The following is an 18,921-nucleotide window of genomic DNA, read 5'->3' as shown; positions in this document are numbered from 1 at the left end:
GCATGAACGATTGGATCATCCCTGACTGGCCCACGCCGAGCAATGTCAAATCACTGTTCACCACGCGTAATGGCGGGGGCAGCAGTGCACCTTATGCCAGCCTCAACCTGGGCGATCATGTTGGCGATGAGCCATTAATCGTTAAACAAAACCGCGCCCGGCTACGCCGGTTTTTGCCTGGCGAACCTGAATGGCTGCAACAGGTACACGGCACAAAATCCGTAAACCTTGATGAACATGATTTCGCATCCCCATGTGAAGGCGATGCGGCTTTCAGCCGGTGCCCGGGAGTTATCTGCACGGTGCTCGTAGCAGATTGTCTACCGATACTATTGTGCGACCGCGCGGGCACCGTGGTTGCAGTAATTCATGCCGGGTGGCGCGGAATGGCTGCGGGAATTATCGAACGCACGGTATCGGCGATAGGTAAGTTGAACACTCCCCTCAAGGCCTGGCTCGGTCCGGCAATCGGACCCGATCATTTTGAGGTCGGTGAAGAGGTACGCAAGGCCTTTATTGAACACGATGAAACATCCGCTCTCGCCTTCACCTCCCGCAGCCCGTGCAATAATGGCAAATGGTTAGCCGATCTCTTTCTGCTGGCGCGACAGCGATTAACGAACGCCGGCGTGGCGGAAATTTACGGCGGCGGAGAATGCACCTTTAGCGACCCGGCGAGATTTTTTTCTTATCGCCGCGATGGCAAGACCGGCCGCATGGCGGGACTGATCTGGCTGGAGCAGTAAGTCAGCGTTGGCAGGGCACGGGAACGTAGCTGAAGAAGATTATGAACATGCCATCCCAGGTCCGTTGCAGTGTGATCGCGCTATCGTCTGATTTTGCATCCTGCAAGGGCGTATAATCCTGCATTTTTCACGAATCGCAGTAAATGTCCATTCTTGCCTGGATCATAGTCACCAGCCTTTTCGGCGGTATGTTAAGCGTGCTGTTCGCGGCCGCGCTGACGCTTAATACACGCGCCTCATGGGTACAAATGCTGGTCTCATATGCCATCGGCGCGCTGCTGGGGGCAGCTTTCCTCAATGCGTTGCCGGAGGCGCTCGAGCTTTCAAAGAATCCTGGGCAAATGACCGCCACAGTGCTGTTTGGCATCCTGTTATTCTTCATTCTTGAAAAGCTGGTATTGTGGCGCCACTGCCATGCTGCGGAATGCGAGGCCCATGATCGCCTGCCCGGCGCTGCCATCGTTGCAATACCGAGCCGTGATCAGCATGATCATGGTCGTAGCGGTATGATGATCATGCTAGGCGATACGTTTCACAATTTTGTCGACGGCATACTCATTGCTGCGGCATTCATGGCCGATGTGCAATTGGGCATTGTTACATCCATTGCAATAATCGCCCATGAAATCCCACAGGAAGCTGGTGATTTTCTGATCCTGCTCAATTCGGGCTATACTCGCCGGCAAGCACTTCTCTTTAATCTTTTTTCCAGCGCCGCCACTTTGCTCGGGGGCTTGTCGACCTATTTCATGTTGCAGGACATGAACCACTTCATCCCCTCCCTGCTGGGGCTGGCCGCGGCCAGCATGATTTATGTGGCGATGTCGGATTTGATTCCCGGTCTGCATAAGCGCCCGGAAATCGGCGCGACTGTTCAGCAGGTGGCGCTCATCACGCTGGGCATCAGCTCCATTTGGCTGGCTGGCAGTCTCTTCACTCATCCCGCATAATTTTTAAATATTCGAAAAGTCTTGACGCCGGCCCTCTGGTCTGAACATAACCCCTCCGGCTTTTTATTCTCATTCGTCTCGAATTTCATTTATTCCCAGAAATTTCTCATATGACAGCTCTCAAGCAACTTCCCCCAAAAATCGGCTTTGTCTCGCTTGGTTGTCCCAAGGCGCTGGTGGACTCCGAGCAAATCCTTACTCAACTGCGTGCCGAGGGTTATGAAACCTCCTCTACGTACGAGGATGCCGATCTGGTGGTCGTCAACACCTGCGGCTTCATCGACAGTGCAGTAGAAGAATCTCTGGATGCCATCGGGGAGGCATTGGCGGAAAATGGCAAAGTTATCGTCACCGGCTGCCTCGGCGCTAAAGGCGGCGGTGAGGTGGTAAAACAAGCCCATCCGCAGGTGCTTGCGGTTACCGGCCCCCATGCTCTGCCGGAAGTCATGGCGGCGGTACATATGCACTTGCCGCAACTGCACGACCCTTATACCAGCCTGATTCCTCCACAGGGAATAAAGCTCACACCCAGGCACTATGCGTACGTCAAGATTTCCGAAGGTTGCAATCATCGTTGCACCTTCTGCATCATTCCTTCCATGCGCGGCGACCTGGTCAGCCGTCCCATCAACCAGGTGATGCAGGAAGCGGAGAATCTGGTCAATGCAGGCGTAAAGGAATTACTGATAATTTCACAAGATACCAGCGCTTATGGCGTGGATATAAAATACCGCACCGGCTTCTGGCAAGGCAGGCCACTGAAGACCCGCATGACCGAACTGGTTCGCGCGCTGGGCGAATTTGGCGTTTGGGTACGGTTGCATTACGTGTATCCCTACCCGCACGTCGATGAAGTGATCCCTCTAATGGCCGAGGGGAGAATCCTTCCCTACCTCGACGTACCGTTTCAGCATGCCAGCCCGCGCATTCTAAAGGCCATGAAACGCCCTGCGAGTTCTGAAAACAACCTGGAGCGTATCAGGCAGTGGCGTGAGGTGTGCCCCGACATCACGCTGCGCAGTACCTTCATCGTCGGCTTTCCCGGTGAGACTGAAGAGGAATTCGAACAGCTTCTGGAGTTTCTCGAAGAAGCGCAACTGGATCGCGTCGGCTGCTTTGCCTACTCTCCGGTGGAGGGCGCTGTGGCGAACGCGCTACCCGGCCATGTTCCGGAAGAGATAAAAGAAGAACGGCGCGCCCGCTTCATGGCGGTACAGGAAAATATCAGCACCGCGCGCCTCGCCCGGAAAATCGGAAAACATATGACTGTGCTGGTGGACGAGGTACAGAAAAATAAGGCCGTCGCCCGCAGCACTGCCGATGCGCCTGAAATCGATGGCGTGGTCTACATCAATAACGTGAAAAATGCGATGCCCGGTGAGTTTATGAAGGTTGAGATTATTGGCTCCGACGCGCATGATTTACGGGCTCGAGAAATGAAGCAATAGCTTGTTGCGCTAGCCGTTCCGGGCCAATGCACGGGTTCGAAAATTATTTCATTCATATCTAGTCGGATTCCTATCTGCAAAAGCAGTGACAATGTCTAAACCAAACAAACGTCGAAGAGAGCTTAACCGAATCAACCGGAACCGCGCAGATCTAACAGAGATTAGAGCAACCGAAAAAGACGAGCGACGTCCTTTGAAGAATTTTGAATCGAACTATGAGATAACCCGCGGAGGTGAGATTTTCTCCAAAAGGTTAAAGCGTTTTATCAAACATAGAGTTTCACCACATAGCGAATACTCTACATATATCAGATTTGAATTGGCTGGAGAGACTAAAACACTCGGTGTAGGCAAAGCAATCGCCGAAACATGGTTGTCCGATACCGATATTAACAATATCATTAGGAGCATACCTGAAGAAATAAATTCGATTGAAACTGCAAGACAGGCGGGTCTAATTCAGGTAATCGGCAAGAATTACGACGTATCAGCACGAGCGATCTTCTATGTGTTAAAAACTTTCTTCGGGGCGCCAGACACATATGACGACAGAATTGCATCGACTGTCATATAAAAAGCTATCTCATCTATTGGAAATTAATTGAAGAAAACCGTAGCTATCACGCTAAGCTTCATCGCTGCTACCGCAGCAGCGGGTGAAGCTGATACGCGCCGGGTCCTTCCGCTTACCGAGCATCAACGGGACCACGTGCTCACTGAAATGCGCGCCCTGCTATCGGGAACGCAGAATATCCTGGATGCGCTTTCTAAAGAGGACATGACTGCGGTGGCGCGGGAGGCACGCTCGCTTGGCATCGGTATGGCGCATAAAGGCGAGGATCATCTCAAGGCTGTATTGCCTAAGGAATTCATGCAGATGGGCATGTCGGTCCACAAGGCCTTCGACCAGATAGCTACTGACGCAGAGTCTATGAAAGATACCAAACATACCCTACGGCAACTGGGTAAAGCGATGCAAACGTGCAATGCGTGCCACGCCGGTTATCAGATTCGCTTGACGGGACATTCGACTGGGCGGGAAACGCAATCCTCCCATCATCAGCACCAGCACCAGCATTAACGACGACTGGTTTCGTCGCTGGTGCGCCAAAGGGGTTTGGAGCTGTTGCTTATCCCACTTCTAAAGCCAGACCTGATACGAAAAACAATATTTCCGCTATGCTATCCGCTTCAAGGCAGTGATGAGGCAAAAAAATAATCAGAGTCAGAGCATGGTCTCATTACTGAAACATACTCCAAACCCTGATTATGCGATTGTTATTATTATTGAATTATTATTATTGTTGTTAACTGCCCCTTCTCACTTCTTTACTGCTGTGCTGCCAAGAAAATCCAGTTAGATGGACTGGCCTCGTCAGAGCCCGACAAACCTTCGCATTGCCTACCGACTTGATGTCTCGCTCTATCTAAGCATTTTTTATGCCAGGTGTTATAGGTAAGATAAAACAGAGGCTTATACACACAATCCGAACAGTGTGAATATTAGTGTAAGAATTTTCGGCATCTATCGCGTTGGAACCGTATCATGGTAATGTGACTGGAATTGCCATTCCGGAGAAGAGTGCCTAACGATTGCCCGAGATCTTTTCGTCGTGACGACACTGGCGGATGAGCTGAAAATTTTAGTATTTATTGGCACCCACTCGCACAGTTCAGATAACGGATTCATGCAAGCGAACGACTAAACGAACGATTCGCTTTGCTTTTACAAAGGGCTAGAATAGAAAACAATAAGCAGGGCTGCGGAAGCTCGATATCCTATCATTAGCATTGTCCAAGGACAGCCACCATGCCGGAGAATGAGGGCAGCAATTCGTCGATAGTATTGCGCCGCGTAACCGGCGACGACGGCGCGCCGCGTTTGACGCTCACGGGGAGCTGCACTCTGGCGGCCCTTGGAAAACGGCTTCAGCCGCTATCCGCCGAACTTAATAATGAAGCAGCCGATCCGGAACTACGCTGGGACCTCACCGGAGTCCGGCAAATGGATGATGCAGGTGCGGTGCTGCTATGGCGAGCCTGGGGCAATCAACGCCCTCGGCATTTGCGGCTGCGGCGCGAGCATGAAAGACTTTTCGATCGGCTGGAAAAAATACCCGCTCCGCCCGCGCCTGTGCCGCGCGATTTGCTGTGGCCCATTACAGTCCTCGGAAACGCAGTTTTTCTACTGTGGGAGCATTTGACCAGCCTCATCATTCTATCAGGCCAATTATTGCTGGACGCGATTTACCTCGCTGGCAATCCTGCACGGATCCCCTGGCGCGAAATATCCGCGAACCTGTATCGCACTGGCGCGCAGGCGCTGGGTATCACCGCGCTGGTAGGATTTCTCATCGGTATCGTGCTGAGTTATCTTTCTTCCAAACAATTGCAGATGTTCGGCGCGGACATATTCATCATCAATATTCTCGGCATCAGCATCGTTCGCGAGCTCGGCCCGGTGCTGGCCGCAATACTGGTCGCAGGACGCTCCGGTTCATCCATGACCGCACAACTGGGCGTCATGCGGGTTACCGAGGAGCTTGATGCGCTGACAGTGATGGGTATACCTCACAGTCTGCGCCTGGTACTGCCCAAAGTCATGGCGCTGGGTATCGCAATGCCGCTCGTAGTGTTATGGACAAGCGCTATCGCCTTGATAGGGGGCATGGTAGCTGCCGAGATTCAGCTAGGGCTTGGCTATCAGTTTTTTTTAAGCAAGCTTCCTGATGTGGTACCTATTGCCAATTTGTGGTTGGGGTTGGGCAAAGGCGTTGTGTGCGGCATGGCGATCGCGCTAATCTCCTGTCATTTCGGCCTGAGAATCAAATCCAATACGGAAAGCCTGGGTGAAGGAACGACGAATTCAGTCGTCACGTCGATTACCGTTGTTATTATCATCGATGCGATTTTTGCTGTCGTTTTTTCCAATGTTGGAATAAGGTAAGGCGATAATTGATGACGAATGGAAACTACGTTATCGCGGTTGAAGGACTGTATACCCGCTTCGGCAAGCATGTAGTGCATGAAGATATTAACCTGTGCGTACGCCGTGGCGAGGTCCTCACGCTGGTTGGCGGTTCCGGCAGCGGCAAGACCGCTTTGATACGACAGATGCTGGGCCTGGAAACACCCGCACAAGGTACGGTCAGGATCTTTGGCGAGCCCGTACATGGTCGACAGCACAAACAGCTGCAATACATGCGCAACCGCTGCGGGGTATTATTTCAAAAAGGCGCCTTATTCAGTGCATTATCGGTATATGACAATATTGCATTGCCGATGCGCGAGTTGCGGACACTTGACGAGGGCATGATCCGTAACCTGGTTATGCTCAAACTTAAAATGGTGGAAATCGACACAAAACATGCGATCAGAATGCCTGCCGAGCTTTCCGGCGGCATGATCAAACGCATCGCGCTGGCACGGGCCATGGCACTGGATCCCGAATTGCTGTTTCTGGACGAGCCCACCGCGGGGCTTGACCCTGAGCTGAGCGATGGCTTCGTCAAGCTGATCCAGACGTTGCGCACTGAATTGACGCTGACCATCGTCATGGCAACGCATGATGTGGAAACGCTGGTTGCACTTTCCGACCGCGTGGCGGCACTGGATGAACAGCGCATGGTGGCCCTTGGAACGCTCCGGGAAGTGGTCAATACGAGGCACCCATTTATTGCAAAATTTTTCTGCGGTGAGCGTGGCAAGAAGATACTGGAAAATAATCGCTATAATTTATAGGGGATCATTATGGAAAACCGTGCCCATGCCCTTGCGGCGGGTTTATTCGTAATTTTTCTGAGTGCAGCCATGGCTGGCGTGGCAATGTGGTTAAGTGGCGACAGACTAACGCGTGATAAATACTTGCTGGTGTCGGCATTCCCCATTACTGGACTTAACCCCCAGGCAACGGTGCGTTACCGTGGGCTAACTGTCGGTAAAGTGGAAAACATCCGCCTGGACCCGAAAGATTCCCACACCATTCTTATCCAAATTTCAGTGGACAAGGATCTCCCGTTGACCAAAAGCGCATACGCGCAGCTTGGCTATCAGGGACTGACAGGCCTTGCGTTTGTGCAATTGAATGACGAAGGCGGCGAATCTGAGAGGCTGAAAACCGATTCGGAAAATCTGGCACAGATTCCCTTTCGCCCCTCCGAGCTGGATAGCATAACCACTTCCGCACAGCGACTGCTCAGCACTGCCAACGGACTGGTGGAACGGCTGAATCTGGTTTTTGACGATCAGAACCGGTCACGGTTTACACGCATAATGGAAAATACAGAGGGAGCCACCGGCCAGATGCGCCGCCTCATCAATCAGCTGGAACCCGGGATCAAGAAATTGCCGGGGTTGGCTAACGATGCAAGTTCCGTACTGAATCATACTGACCAACTTGTAATCGGGCTCAACCAGATTACAACTAAATTGAATCAGCAGGGGGGGACTATCGATAACTTTTCTCAAACTGCCGCAGAGCTTTCCGGCACCATGCACAAACTGAACGGAGTAGCTGAAGGGCTTACACGCAACTCCCGTAATGTGGATCGCATTCTTTTGCAACTGGAAGAGCAACCCGGGAGTCTTTTGTTTGGCAGATCACCGCCGCCTCCCGGCCCGGGAGAAGATGGCTTCGTATCCCCTGGGAGTCATTAAAATGAAAATATTTGTGGTTTTTGCAATGGTAGCGCTTGCCGGATGCGTCACGCCGCGGATGCAAACATCCACGGCGGTATATGATTTCGGCTTACAGCGGTTTGCGACTTCCGCCAAGGCCGAAGCACCTGGCAATGCGCGGCTACAGGCCAGCCTCCTGATGGCGGAGGCGACAGCACCAGCATGGCTGGATAGCACCGCGATCCATTATCGGCTCGCCTATTACGATCTTGCGCAGACTTATACCTACGCCAGCAACCGCTGGGCTTCCCCGCCGGCAACATTGCTCACCCAGTGGATCAGGAGTCGAATTGCCGGGATCAGTGATGGCGGAGTGATGAGCGCTGCGGATAGCGTGCAAACAGATTATATTTTGCGTCTGGAACTTGAAGAGTTTACCCAGGTATTCGATACCGCCGACCAAAGCCGGGCGGTAGTAAAATTGCGCGCCAGCCTCATCAATCGTGATACGCGTTCGCTGGTGGCCCAGCGTAGTTTCCATATCGAGCAGGCGGCACATGCGCCCAATGCTGCAGGCGCAGTGCGGGCGTTAGCAGAAGCAAGCGATAAGCTCATCGGAGACCTGCTTGGCTGGCTTGTCGAGGAACTGCGAGAGGAAAATAATATCGTTACGCCCAGAAGATTGGATCGCCCAGCAAAAGCGTCAGGCGTCGGACAGATTGAAGCGCCAAGTCTTTGAAAAAAACTCGGTAATTTTCTGCAAGACTGAATTATTTCAGCGGTCCAAACACTCGCTGGATTAATTTACTGCCCTGACCCATCGGGTCGCTTCGGATTGCGCGCTCCTCCTCCGCCATCATCAGATAGAGTCCGTCCAGCGTTTTTTGTGTAACGTAGTTTTCAATATTCGCGTCCTTTTCCCCAATCAAACCCAATTTCGCGCCCTTTCCCGCAAATTCATTGTATTTCTTTATCAGGCCCACCTGATCGGTTGCATTTTTTACGATCGGCAAAAATTTTTGAGACAATGCCTCTGAAGTCGTATTACGAAAATATTGTGTTGCCGCGTCGTCGCCGCTAGCCAATATGGTGCCGGCATCTTCCACGGACATTTTTTGCACCGCATCCATCAGTAGCGGCTTAGCTTCGGCTGCCGCTGTTTCCGCTGCATGATTCATTGTCACGATCAACCCATCTGCATATTTACTCATGCCCAGGGTACGCATGATGCCCTCCACTTTCTGCAGCGATCCGGGTAGCGGAATTTTAACCTTGGGGTTATTGAGAAATCCATCCGCTACCCCGAGCTTGTCCACCGTTGCATCAGCGCCTTGAGTGAGTGCTTGCTTCAGCGCCTCCGTCGTATCCTGGCCCGAAACAGGACCGCTTCCCGTAGCGCAGGCAGGGAGAAAAACGCATAGCCAGATAATAAATACAGTGATGGTACGCATTCGGGCAACTCCTGTTGGGTGTGCGCTACTTGCTGGCCGTAAAATATCCTGGTCGTTTAGAAAAAAGTACCGTGGAATTAGCAGTTATCGGATACCAGCCTCATGTGCCTGCTGGTCGGCATGGTAGCTGGAACGAACCATGGGGCCGCACGCCGCATTGCTGAATCCCATTTCCGTCGCGGCACGTTCCAGCTCTTTGAATCCTTCTGGTGGTACGTAGCGTAATACAGGTAAATGTCCGGTGCTCGGTTGCAGATATTGGCCAATGGTGAGCATCTCGACATCATGTTCGCGTAAATCGCGCATAACCTCAAGAATCTCATCGTCGGTTTCTCCCAGGCCCAGCATCAAGCCGGATTTGGTCGGAATATCCGGAAATTTCACCTTGAAGTCTTTCAGCAATTTGAGCGAATGTGCGTAATTGGCGCCCGGACGGCACTGCCGGTAAAGCCGCGGAACAGTTTCCAGATTATGGTTCAACACGTCTGGAGGACAGGCAAACAATTTTTCGAGGGCGACTTCCAGCCGCCCACGGAAGTCCGGCACAAGAATTTCTATTTTGGTCTGCGGCGAATGGGCCCTGACCTCACGTATGCAATCTGCAAAATGCTGAGCGCCGCCATCACGCAGATCATCCCGATCAACGCTGGTGATGACGACGTATTTCAGCTTCATGGCGGCGATGGATTGCGCAAGATGCAGAGGCTCCTGCGCATCCGGCGCTAGCGGCTTACCATGTGCCACATCACAGAACGGGCAACGGCGGGTGCAGAGGTCGCCTAGAATCATGAATGTCGCGGTGCCTTTACCGAAGCACTCGCCGATATTGGGGCAGGAAGCTTCTTCGCATACGGTATGCAGCTTCTGTTCCCGAAGAATACGTTTAACCTCGTAGAACTCCTGACTATTGGATGAGCGTACCCGTATCCATGAGGGTTTACGCAGCACCTCGTCGGCGGATTGCGGCAAAATTTTGACGGGATTTCGCGCGGTCTTGGCCGCACCTTTCTGGCGAGTTTCAGTTGTCATGGATAAAACGAATTATTCCTCTTGGTGGGTACACAGTTAGGGTACATAAAAAGCGCACATGTGGCGGATATTCATTGCAAGTTTCCCGTATGCGTTCCGCCCCCCGATTCTGGCGCTATAAATTACTTCTTGAATGTAATCAAACGCTGCACGAACATTTTCCGCATTTATTGCCGCGTCGGCTTGTTCCTGAAATGTCAGGATCCTCTATCCCGGAAGTCTGGCCTGTAATTTTTCGGCGAGCTTCCTGCACAGCGTTTCCAATCCATCGGTTACGCCAAGGTCTCTGGTTTGGGTTACCTGTAATCCGGAATAGCCACAAGGATTGATCGCTGCAAATGGCGCCAGGTTCATGTCAACGTTGAGAGACAGTCCATGATAGCAACAACCGTTTTTTATTTTTAGCCCCAACGCTGCGATTTTCGCCCCATCCACATATACGCCCGGCGCATCCTTGCGACCCACTGCGCTTATGCGATAGTCCCATAGCAAGTCTACTACTGCACTTTCGATTTTCCTGACCAGCTCGCGCACGCCGAGTTTGAGGCGGCGCATATCCAGCAGCAGGTAGGCGACAATTTGACCAGGACCGTGGTAAGTGATCTGGCCGCCGCGATCTGTCCGAATGACGAGAATACCGTCGTTATGCAGCAGGTGCTCCGGCTTACCTGCCACACCCTGAGTGTAAACTGGCGGATGTTGCAGCAACCAGATTTCGTCCGGCGTATTTGTCGTACGAGAACCGGTAAAATCCTTCATCGCTTGCCAGGTGGAAAGATAGTCCGTCAGGCCGGCATATCGGATTTTAATGTTTGAACTTACCGGTTCAAGACATGGGGGGTGCATCATCGAAAAAGTATTCGGGATTTCCAGAACTCGCGGCCTCGTTAAAGTACCATTAATACCAATGGATGATCGCACAGTTCCTGGTATAGCGCATCCAGTTGTTGGCGGGAAACGGCGCGTATCGTACAGGTGAGGCTCAGGTAGGTATTTTTTTTGCTGATCCTGACCTCCATATTCGCCTCATCATAATCGGGTGCATGCCGTTTTACGATCATCAATACTGCCTGGGTAAACTCCTGCCGGCCATGTTCCAGCGACGCCGCGCCGGGTAGGGAACCCGGCAAAGACCCGACGCGCCCTATGATTTTAATAGGAAAATCACAGGGGTATTCGATTAGCGTGGGTTGCTCGGGCGAGCTCATAGGTTGTGGCTTTCTAGCCCGGATGTTTCATGAATTTGCATGATGATTGCGCAGGATTCTGTTTTGCAGGGAGATTTTGTGAAAGAGTGGCGCAGTTATTCATACTGCCCGACTGAACGAAATTTTCATACGAAATAAAAGACCAGCGAGGGCGCGCGTCAATTTATGAAACATCCGGGCTAGATATTGGAAAGTTGCCTCGCATCACATTGTGCTTATAGCTCTGGTAGAGCCGGTACAGTAATGCGAACATCGCCCCGGGTTTACCGTCGCCTACCGGTTTATCGTCGAGGCAAGTAATCGGCATGATTTCTTTGGTTGAGGATGTAAGCAAAAGTTCCTGGGCGGTACGTACTTCATATTCAGAAATCGCTCTCACTTCATATGGAATTTTTTCAGCCACCGCCAGCTCAAGTACGATGTCATAAGTAATGCCCGGCAGCATGAGATGATTTTTCGGCGGAGCCAGCAGAACGCCATTTTTCGCCACAAAAATGTTGCTCGCCGCTCCCTCCGTCATAAAACCTTCCCGCAACAACACTGTTTCCATTGCGCCCGCATCAACCGCCATTTGGCGCAGTAATACGTTGGGTAACAGTGAAATCGCCTTGATGTCACAACGTAACCATCGGTTGTCATTGGCTGTGATAGCGGCAACGCCAGCAGAAAGTAATTCCGCCGGCGGCGCCAGCAAGGGATTACTCATGATGAATACAGTGGGAATCACCCCTTTTGGAAAAGCATGATCCCGCCGCGCGACACCGCGGGTAACATGGAGGTAGAGATACTGATCGTCATGTTCATTGGCCGCGATGACTTGCTCCAGCAAGCTGCGCCACTCATTGGCCGAATGCGGGTTTTGCAGACGAATCCCGTCAAGGCTGTGCTGCAAGCGGAGCAGATGCTCGGCCAGGCGAAAAGCTTTGCGGGAATAGACAGGAATTACTTCGTATACGCCGTCGCCAAAAATGAAGCCCCTGTCCAGCACCGGAACCCGGGCTTCCTCGATAGGCATGAAATCACCGTTCAGATAAATCATGATGAGCCTTGTTCGTAAAATCTGCTGCCGAGCACACTAGCCCAACGCTAATTAAAGATCAGTCGTATACTATCCCAGGCGCGGCCAAAAATATTCGCGGAATTCACTGTTTCCAACGCCACCAGCGGATGTTCTGCTACGGGTTTGCCATCAAGCGTAAATTTCGCCCTGCCCACTTTTTGTCCTGCAATGATGGGAGCGACCAAAGGCTGTTTATATTCCACCCTGGCTTTCAGCTTATCGGCCTGGTATCTCGGAAGCGAGAAATAAACATCATACCCGAAACCGGTCCTGAGCTTGTCCTGCGCGCCTTTCCATAGCTGGATCGCAATCACTTCCTTCTCCTTCGGATATAGCCGGATGGTATCGTAAAACTGGAAGCCATGATTCAGCATACGCTGGCTTTCCATGGCGCGCGCACTATCGGAGGCTGTTCCCATCACTACCGAAACCAATCGACGCTCGCCGCGCTTAGCTGACGCAATAAGGCAATAGCCCGCAGCTTCAGTATGCCCTGTCTTCAGTCCGTCCACATTAGGATCAAGCCACAGCAGGCGGTTACGATTTGCTTGCGTAATTTTGTTGTATGTATATTCACGCAGAGAATAAAGCGGATAATATTCAGGGAAATCCCTGATCATGGCAGCTGCCAGCAGGGAGAGATCGTAAGCCGTGCTGTAATGCTCGGCATGCGGCAAACCGGTTGAATTGGCAAATCGGGTATTCTTCATGCCCAAACGGCTCGCCTCTTTGTTCATTATCTGTACGAAGGCACTCTCCGAACCCGAGACAGCTTCTGCCAGCGCTATGCACGCATCATTGCCGGATTGAACGATCATGCCGCGCATTAATTCATCAACCGTTACCGCCCTGCTGGGCTCGATAAACATGCGGGAACCCTGCGCGCGCCATGCGCGATCCGACACTGCCACGCCCTGCGTCAGGGTAATGCGTTTCTGGTGGAGTGCGGAAAAAACCACATATGCCGTCATCAGCTTTGTAAGCGACGCGGGCTCGACACGTTCGTGAACATTTTCGCCGAACAAAGTCTGCCCGCTTTGAAAGTCGGTGAGAATATAGGACGTGGCAGCCACTGATAATGCCTGAGGGGCCGTGGAAAACTGAGCTTGCTGTGCCGCAGCAGGTAAGGCTAGCACGCACAGCAATAGAGGAAGTAAACGTCTCATTGATAGTGGCAAAAAACGTTATTATATCCCAGCCACATCGATCGCGTTACCAGGGTACGGATTGCCGGCAATTTCGCGGGCATTCGGCTCTACTGCTTGCCCCGGCAAATGCTAAAGCCGTCGTTCCATCCCAGCCTGTATTGAGTATCAGCAGAAAACCGGCTCGTGTTCTTGAGCCCGAAACGCGTTTTCTTCGCGGTCTCGCAGCCATCGATATAGCCATCCTTGAAGGCTGGCGAGTAACCGGTGAGGTTATAGACGGGCCGCGTGGTCGCAGGCATGGGTCCCGGTGGTCGCTCGCTCTGCCCGGTGGCCGTACAACCTGCGAATGTCATAACCAGAAAAACTGCCGCGATCAAACGCATCACCGCTCTCCTTTAATTGACGGGGATATGATACCCGCACTACTCCCAGGCTAAAGATAGCGCCGGGGGAACGACAGAATCCTGCATTCTTGCTTGTTCGTATGTTGGGCAGTCTTTGTATCGAGCAGCCTGCCGCGCTACACCATGCTAAGCCGATTTGCTTTCGGGCTCAGGAGGTTCAGGATGCGATGTAATCGTCAACGCCTGCGCCCGCCTCCGAAGATACCACCTAAAGCGCCTCGAAAGATCTCGCGGCCGACCTGTGAACCAGCGGAGCGAGCTGCGCTTTTGGCAAGGGTATCGAGAATGCCGGGGTGATGCCCTCCGCGCGGACCTGTCTTGCCGAGCAGCATATCGCCCAATATATCCATCACGCCACCGCTGGCGCCCGTTGAGCCCGTCCTGGCCGGTTGTGGGTCTGCCTCACTTTCTGCATTCTGTTTTACGGCTGTACGGCTCCTGATTATTTCGTATGCCGACTCGCGATCCACTATCTGTTCGTAATGACCGAAAATAACTGACGATCTGATGATGGCCGCGCGCTCCGCATCGGTAATGGGGCCAATTCTCGATCCCGGCGGCAAAATAAACGCACGCTCAACCATGGTGGGACGCCCTTTCTCATCCAGAAACGACACGAGAGCTTCACCGACAGCGAGTTCGGTGATTACCTTTTCGGTATCAAAACCGGGATTGGCGCGCATGGTTTGGGCTGCGGACCTGACTGTCTTCTGGTCCCTCGGAGTAAACGCGCGCAATGCGTGCTGTACCCGATTGCCAAGCTGGCCTAAAACACTTTCGGGGATATCCAGCGGGCTCTGCGTGATAAAATATATCCCTATTCCCTTGGAGCGTATCAATCTCACCACCTGCTCAATTTTCTCCAGCAACGCCCTGGGCGCTTCGCTAAACAGCAAATGGGCCTCGTCGAAGAAAAACACCAGCTTTGGCTTTCCTTCATCGCCAACTTCGGGAAGTTGCTCGAACAGCTCCGATAATATCCACAATAGAAAAGTTGAATACAACTTGGGCGAGTTCATCAGCTTTTCGGCGGCAAGAATATTGATCATGCCGCGCCCATTGCTGTCGGTTTGTATCAGGTCGCTTATGTCAAGCATCGGTTCGCCGAAGAAGCTGTCTCCACCTTGTTGCTCGATCTCCAGCAATGCGCGCTGAATAGCGCCTATCGAGGCTGCTGAAACGTTGCCATACTGGACAGTGAAATTCTTCGCGTTTGTGCCGATAAATTGCAGCATCACGCGCAGATCCTTCAGGTCAAGCAGCAGTAGTCCGTTATCATCCGCTATCTTGAACACCATTGTCAGCACGCCCTGCTGCGTGTCGTTCAGGTTGAATAACCGCCCGAGCAACAGCGGTCCCATATCTGAAATCGTTGTACGGACAGGATGACCTGCTTTTCCGTAGACGTCCCAGAATGCAACAGGACATGCCATCCATTGCGGCTGATCAAGTCCCAGATGCGAAAGCCGCTCCGTCAGTTTTGGCGAACCCTCGCCTGGAGCGGAAAGTCCCGCCAAGTCGCCTTTGACGTCAGCCATGAATACCGGCACCCCGATTGATGAGAATCGCTCGGCCAGCACCTGCAAGGTAACGGTTTTGCCGGTACCTGTCGCACCGGTAATCAGCCCATGCCGATTGGCGAAATTGGGTATCAACCCGATCGCCCGGTCCGAACGGGCGATTACTAACAAATTTGTCATGAAAACCTCAGGGATTGCTCCTGGTATTGTTCAGGGTCGATCCGGCATTACTCCAATGCATCAGTAATGCTGCTTTTGCAATCCGGCAACCTGCTCTTTTTGCTTACCCGGCCCAACCGGCAACTTCCAGCATTAGAATCAGCAGAAGCCACAACACCAGCGTACGCCAAACCAGGCCTGCGGTACTTTGCAGAAAGTCCATGTCGGCTTCTTCGCCTACACCCAGTTCGGGACGATAATGCTTGCCACCGGCTTCTTCGGACGGATCACCCAGGCAAACTCCAAGGGCGCCGGCGCCGCTGGCGAGAATGATGCCCTGGTTTTGGTCCACCCATGATGCCGCCTGCGCACGCCAGCAATAAACCGCATCCTCGAAATTCCCTGCAATGGCGAAACTCAAAGCAGTCAACCTTGCCGGAAGCCAATCGATTATCTCGAATGCTTTTGCGGCGAAGTCCCCAAAAGCGTCAGGGCGGTCGCTCCAACGCTCATTCAATAATTCCGCCAGTCGATACAACACCGGGCCAAGCGGTCCCGGCAGGACGGCAAAACAGACAATAATCCCAAATACATAACGGTGCGAATAGACAAGCCCCATCTCGATGGTAACCCGCGCGATTTCCTGGCTGTCGAGCTTGTCCGCTTCGACTCCGTGCAACTCCTTCAATAACTTGCGAGCGAGGAGCAAATCCCCATTTTTGAGCGCATCCTTGATTTCGGTGAATGAATAGCTGAACTGGCGAAATCCCATGGTGAGATAAAGCGTAATTACATTCCACGCCCACCCCAGCAAGGGGTTGAGGCCATGCAATAAATAGTAGACCCAACCCCAGAGTATCAGTACAGGCGCCATTGCGGCGATCCAGGCCGCTATGCCGTGGCGGCGCGCGCCGGTATTGAAATATTGCTCCAGCCAATCCGCATAGGAGAGAAAGAGCAAAACGAAACGATTGCGATCGCTGCCTGGACGCCACTGGTCCAGCAGAAAAGCGGAGATCAAGGAGAAAAAGGTCATTGCGAAAAAATCATACAGGTTTCTGAACTCCGTTCTTATATATTATCGCAACACTGATTTGAGCAACTTGCCCATCTCGGCAGGATTTCGCGTTACTTTAATCCCGCACTCTTCCATGAGGGCGAGCTTTTCCTGTGCCGTGCCCTTACCACCGGAGATGACCGCGCCGGCGTGCCCCATGCGCCTGCCCTGCGGTGCGGTAACACCTGCAATAAAGCCCACCAATGGTTTCCTCATGTGCTCCTTGGCCCAGCGGGCGCAATCTTCCTCATCGGAGCCGCCGATCTCACCCACCATCAAAACCGCATCGGTTTCATCGTCGTCATTGAACAATTTCATTACATCAAGGTGCTTCAACCCATTCACCGGGTCACCGCCAATGCCGATACAGGTGGACTGGCCCAATCCCTGCTCCATCAGTTGCGCCACAGCTTCATAAGTGAGCGTGCCGGAACGCGATACTACGCCCACGCGTCCTTGCTTGTGGATGTAACCCGGCATGATGCCAATCTTGATTTCGCCGGGTGTGATAATGCCTGGACAGTTGGGACCGATCAGCCGGGTTTTCCGTCCCTGCATCTTGTGGCAGGTGCGCAGCATGTCGCGAACCGGGATGCCCTCCGTAATGCAGATTACCAGGTCCAGCTCCGCGTCCACGGCCTCGTCTATGGCGGCGGCCGCAAATGGCGGCGGCACGTAAATGACGGAAACCGTCGCACCGGTTGCGTGTTTTGCTTCCTGAACGGTAGCAAAAACTGGGATGCCTTCGAAATCCTCGCCTGCTTTCTTTGGATTCACCCCCGCGACAAAACAATTCTTGCCGTAGGCATAATCCCGGCACATGCGGGTGTGAAACTGCCCGGTTTTACCGGTAATACCCTGAGTCATGACATGGGTATGGCGGTCGATGAGGATAGCCATACTACACTCCTTTTGTTGCAAATTCTGTTGCTGGCGCTGTCGACTGTGCCGCCATGACAGCCTTCTCCGCAGCATCCGCCATATTCCCTGCGGAAATTATCCGCAGCCCGGATTCACCCAGGATTTTTTTGCCCAGATTCACATTGGTTCCTTCGAGGCGCACCACAAGCGGAACGTTCAACTTCAGCTCCCGCGCCGCCGCCACCACCCCTTCCGCGATCACGTCGCACTTCATGATCCCGCCAAATATGTTTACGAGTATGGCTTGCAGCTTGGGGTTGCGTAGCATCAGCTTGAACGCTTCCGCTACCTTTTCGGCAGTAGCACCCCCGCCGACATCCAGAAAATTGGCCGGATTTCCACCGTAGAGCTTGATGATATCCATGGTTGCCATCGCCAGACCCGCGCCATTAACCAGGCAACCAATGTTGCCGTCCAGTGAGATATAGGAGAGACCATGCTGGGATGCCTCGATCTCCGCCGGGTCTTCCTCGTCAAGATCCCGCAGGCCAGCAATGTCAGGGTGGCGGAAGAGCGCATTGTCGTCAAAACTCATCTTCGCGTCGAGCGCGACGATATGATCCTCAGCGGTAAGAATCAGCGGGTTGATTTCGACCAATGAAGCATCCGTGCTGTCATAGGCCTGGTACAAGCTCTGAAAAAGAGTGCGTGCTTCTTCCACCGCTGTTTCCGCGATGCCGATCTTGCCGGCAATGTCGTCAGCATCCTGGACGGTTAGCCCGGCAAGCGGATCGATCAATACTTTGTGAATCTTTTCCGGATTCCTCGCCGCGACCTCCTCGATGTCCATTCCCCCTTCGGAACTGGCCATCAGGCAGACGCGCCGGCTACTTCGATCAACTACGAGGCCGATATAAAACTCTCTTCGAGTATCAATCCCCTGCTCTACCAGAAGACGCCGGACGACTTGGCCACGCAGACCAGTCTGGTGCGTAACCAGCGTCATACCCAGTATTTTCTCAGCGAATTGTTTTACCTCATCAAGTGACCTGGCTACTTTTACGCCACCGCCCTTGCCACGCCCTCCGGCGTGAATCTGCGCTTTAACCGCCCACACGCTACCACCCAGCTTTCTGGCAGCCTCAACCGCTTCCTCAACACTAAAACAGCCGATCCCTTGGGGCGTGTTAACGCCAAATCCCCGTAAAATCTGTTTAGCCTGGTATTCGTGGATTTTCATGGCCTCTCCGGTAACGCGGAAAA

20 protein-coding genes are annotated in these 18,921 nt (G+C 52.9%); 9 read left to right on the top strand and 11 right to left on the bottom strand.

From position 1 onward, the window contains the following. Nucleotides 1–2: 2 nt before the first annotated feature. The 9 genes from pgeF to BLS94_RS00295 all read left to right on the top strand — a co-directional run bounded on the left by pgeF (nucleotide 3) and on the right by BLS94_RS00295 (nucleotide 8,500). Nucleotides 3–746, top strand: coding sequence for a peptidoglycan editing factor PgeF (gene pgeF / locus BLS94_RS00335; RefSeq protein WP_090957365.1), 744 nt, complete (start codon nucleotides 3–5; stop codon nucleotides 744–746). Nucleotides 747–889: 143 nt separating this feature from the next. Next, nucleotides 890–1,696: a ZIP family metal transporter gene (locus tag BLS94_RS00330; protein WP_072766258.1), complete on the top strand. Its 807-nt coding sequence runs from the start codon at nucleotides 890–892 to the stop codon at nucleotides 1,694–1,696. A 110-nt stretch (nucleotides 1,697–1,806) separates the two neighbouring features. After that, on the top strand, nucleotides 1,807–3,144 hold the full coding sequence (gene rimO / locus BLS94_RS00325) for a 30S ribosomal protein S12 methylthiotransferase RimO (protein WP_090957288.1): 1,338 nt from the start codon (nucleotides 1,807–1,809) through the stop codon (nucleotides 3,142–3,144). Between the two features lie 91 nt (nucleotides 3,145–3,235). Beyond that, nucleotides 3,236–3,718 (top strand): hypothetical protein, encoded by a 483-nt coding sequence (locus BLS94_RS00320; RefSeq protein ID WP_090957287.1) that lies wholly within the window; start codon nucleotides 3,236–3,238, stop codon nucleotides 3,716–3,718. A gap of 27 nt (nucleotides 3,719–3,745) precedes the next feature. After that, on the top strand, nucleotides 3,746–4,225 hold the full coding sequence (locus BLS94_RS00315) for a hypothetical protein (RefSeq protein ID WP_256325214.1): 480 nt from the start codon (nucleotides 3,746–3,748) through the stop codon (nucleotides 4,223–4,225). Nucleotides 4,226–4,954: 729 nt separating this feature from the next. Then, nucleotides 4,955–6,091 carry an MlaE family ABC transporter permease gene (locus BLS94_RS00310; protein WP_090957286.1) on the top strand — a complete coding sequence of 379 codons (1,137 nt, stop codon included), beginning with the start codon at nucleotides 4,955–4,957 and terminating at the stop codon, nucleotides 6,089–6,091. Nucleotides 6,092–6,102: 11 nt separating this feature from the next. Next, nucleotides 6,103–6,885, top strand: a complete 783-nt coding sequence (locus BLS94_RS00305; RefSeq protein ID WP_090957285.1) for an ABC transporter ATP-binding protein — start codon at nucleotides 6,103–6,105, stop codon at nucleotides 6,883–6,885. A gap of 9 nt (nucleotides 6,886–6,894) precedes the next feature. After that, complete coding sequence (locus BLS94_RS00300) at nucleotides 6,895–7,800, top strand: MlaD family protein (protein WP_090957284.1); 906 nt, start codon at nucleotides 6,895–6,897, stop codon at nucleotides 7,798–7,800. Between the two features lies 1 nt (nucleotide 7,801). Beyond that, on the top strand, nucleotides 7,802–8,500 hold the full coding sequence (locus BLS94_RS00295; RefSeq protein ID WP_090957283.1) for an ABC-type transport auxiliary lipoprotein family protein: 699 nt from the start codon (nucleotides 7,802–7,804) through the stop codon (nucleotides 8,498–8,500). 31 nt (nucleotides 8,501–8,531) lie between these two features. On the opposite strand, the gene BLS94_RS00290 is transcribed toward BLS94_RS00295, so the two are convergent. From BLS94_RS00290 to sucC, 11 genes are all read right to left on the bottom strand, one after another. Then, on the bottom strand, nucleotides 8,532–9,212 hold the full coding sequence (locus BLS94_RS00290) for a DUF4197 domain-containing protein (protein ID WP_090957282.1): 681 nt from the start codon (nucleotides 9,210–9,212) through the stop codon (nucleotides 8,532–8,534). 84 nt (nucleotides 9,213–9,296) lie between these two features. Continuing rightward, nucleotides 9,297–10,241: a lipoyl synthase gene (gene lipA, locus BLS94_RS00285; RefSeq protein ID WP_090957281.1), complete on the bottom strand. Its 945-nt coding sequence runs from the start codon at nucleotides 10,239–10,241 to the stop codon at nucleotides 9,297–9,299. A 207-nt stretch (nucleotides 10,242–10,448) separates the two neighbouring features. Continuing rightward, nucleotides 10,449–11,090 (bottom strand): lipoyl(octanoyl) transferase LipB, encoded by a 642-nt coding sequence (gene lipB / locus BLS94_RS00280; protein WP_090957280.1) that lies wholly within the window; start codon nucleotides 11,088–11,090, stop codon nucleotides 10,449–10,451. Nucleotides 11,091–11,128: 38 nt separating this feature from the next. Further along, nucleotides 11,129–11,449 carry a YbeD family protein gene (locus BLS94_RS00275; protein ID WP_072766268.1) on the bottom strand — a complete coding sequence of 107 codons (321 nt, stop codon included), beginning with the start codon at nucleotides 11,447–11,449 and terminating at the stop codon, nucleotides 11,129–11,131. 163 nt (nucleotides 11,450–11,612) lie between these two features. Then, complete coding sequence (locus BLS94_RS00270) at nucleotides 11,613–12,488, bottom strand: D-amino acid aminotransferase (RefSeq protein WP_090957279.1); 876 nt, start codon at nucleotides 12,486–12,488, stop codon at nucleotides 11,613–11,615. A gap of 47 nt (nucleotides 12,489–12,535) precedes the next feature. After that, complete coding sequence (locus BLS94_RS00265) at nucleotides 12,536–13,675, bottom strand: D-alanyl-D-alanine carboxypeptidase family protein (protein ID WP_090957278.1); 1,140 nt, start codon at nucleotides 13,673–13,675, stop codon at nucleotides 12,536–12,538. A gap of 89 nt (nucleotides 13,676–13,764) precedes the next feature. Continuing rightward, entirely contained in the window at nucleotides 13,765–14,040 is a 276-nt protein-coding gene (locus tag BLS94_RS00260) for a hypothetical protein (protein ID WP_072766271.1), read from the bottom strand. Between the two features lie 197 nt (nucleotides 14,041–14,237). Further along, the gene (locus BLS94_RS00255; RefSeq protein ID WP_090957277.1) at nucleotides 14,238–15,761 is read right to left on the bottom strand and encodes a helicase HerA-like domain-containing protein; all 1,524 of its coding nucleotides are present in this window, start codon (nucleotides 15,759–15,761) and stop codon (nucleotides 14,238–14,240) included. Nucleotides 15,762–15,864: 103 nt separating this feature from the next. Next, complete coding sequence (locus tag BLS94_RS00250; protein ID WP_090957276.1) at nucleotides 15,865–16,776, bottom strand: CobD/CbiB family protein; 912 nt, start codon at nucleotides 16,774–16,776, stop codon at nucleotides 15,865–15,867. 42 nt (nucleotides 16,777–16,818) lie between these two features. Further along, complete coding sequence (sucD, locus tag BLS94_RS00245) at nucleotides 16,819–17,697, bottom strand: succinate--CoA ligase subunit alpha (RefSeq protein WP_090957275.1); 879 nt, start codon at nucleotides 17,695–17,697, stop codon at nucleotides 16,819–16,821. A 1-nt stretch (nucleotide 17,698) separates the two neighbouring features. After that, complete coding sequence (sucC, locus tag BLS94_RS00240) at nucleotides 17,699–18,898, bottom strand: ADP-forming succinate--CoA ligase subunit beta (protein WP_090957274.1); 1,200 nt, start codon at nucleotides 18,896–18,898, stop codon at nucleotides 17,699–17,701. Nucleotides 18,899–18,921: the final 23 nt, after the last annotated feature.

The sequence above is a fragment of the Nitrosospira sp. Nsp18 genome (assembly GCF_900103145.1).
GTDB lineage: Bacteria > Pseudomonadota > Gammaproteobacteria > Burkholderiales > Nitrosomonadaceae > Nitrosospira.
Note: the sequence above shows the minus strand (reverse complement) of the source record. Positions and strands in the feature narration are given on the sequence as shown.